Origin of the sequence: Mesorhizobium sp. M8A.F.Ca.ET.207.01.1.1, from assembly GCF_004794715.1 — a bacterium.
Classification (GTDB): Bacteria; Pseudomonadota; Alphaproteobacteria; order Rhizobiales; family Rhizobiaceae; genus Mesorhizobium.
Genome location: NZ_SRUS01000140.1, coordinates 1 through 404 on the forward strand (window position 1 = coordinate 1; position 404 = coordinate 404).

Here is a 404-nt window from a genome sequence, read left to right on the forward strand (position 1 = left end):
GTCGTTTTCCTGGTTGCCTTCTTCGGCCTGAAGCCGATGGCCACCGCGCTGACGGCATCGGCAAAGCCCGCGGCCATTGCCGGCCCAAGCTTCGACGACGTGCAACGCTCGCTGCCGACGCCAGACGCGCCGGTTGCCGCGATCACCGCCGAGACCCCGGCCGGCCCCCTGCCCGGGGCGCGCGCCGGCGCAACCCCGCTCGATGATCTGCGCCAGAAGATCCGGCCGGCGCCGCAGGAGCGGCTTGCCCGCATGGTCGACCTCAATGAGGAGCGCACCGCGCAGATTCTGCGCAAATGGGCGGCCGCCCCGGAAGCCGTGGGTTAGGCCATGGTCTCGGCAGCCCTCTTCGATCTCCTGCCCGATTTCGGCTCGCAGGCCCCGCATGCCAGCCACGCCGCGAC

General features: G+C 71.3%; 1 pseudogene. It reads left to right on the forward strand.

The window, feature by feature from the left end:
• Positions 1–327: pseudogene (locus EN850_RS33880) on the forward strand (flagellar M-ring protein FliF); the annotation flags it as partial.
• Positions 328–404 lie beyond the last annotated feature (77 nt).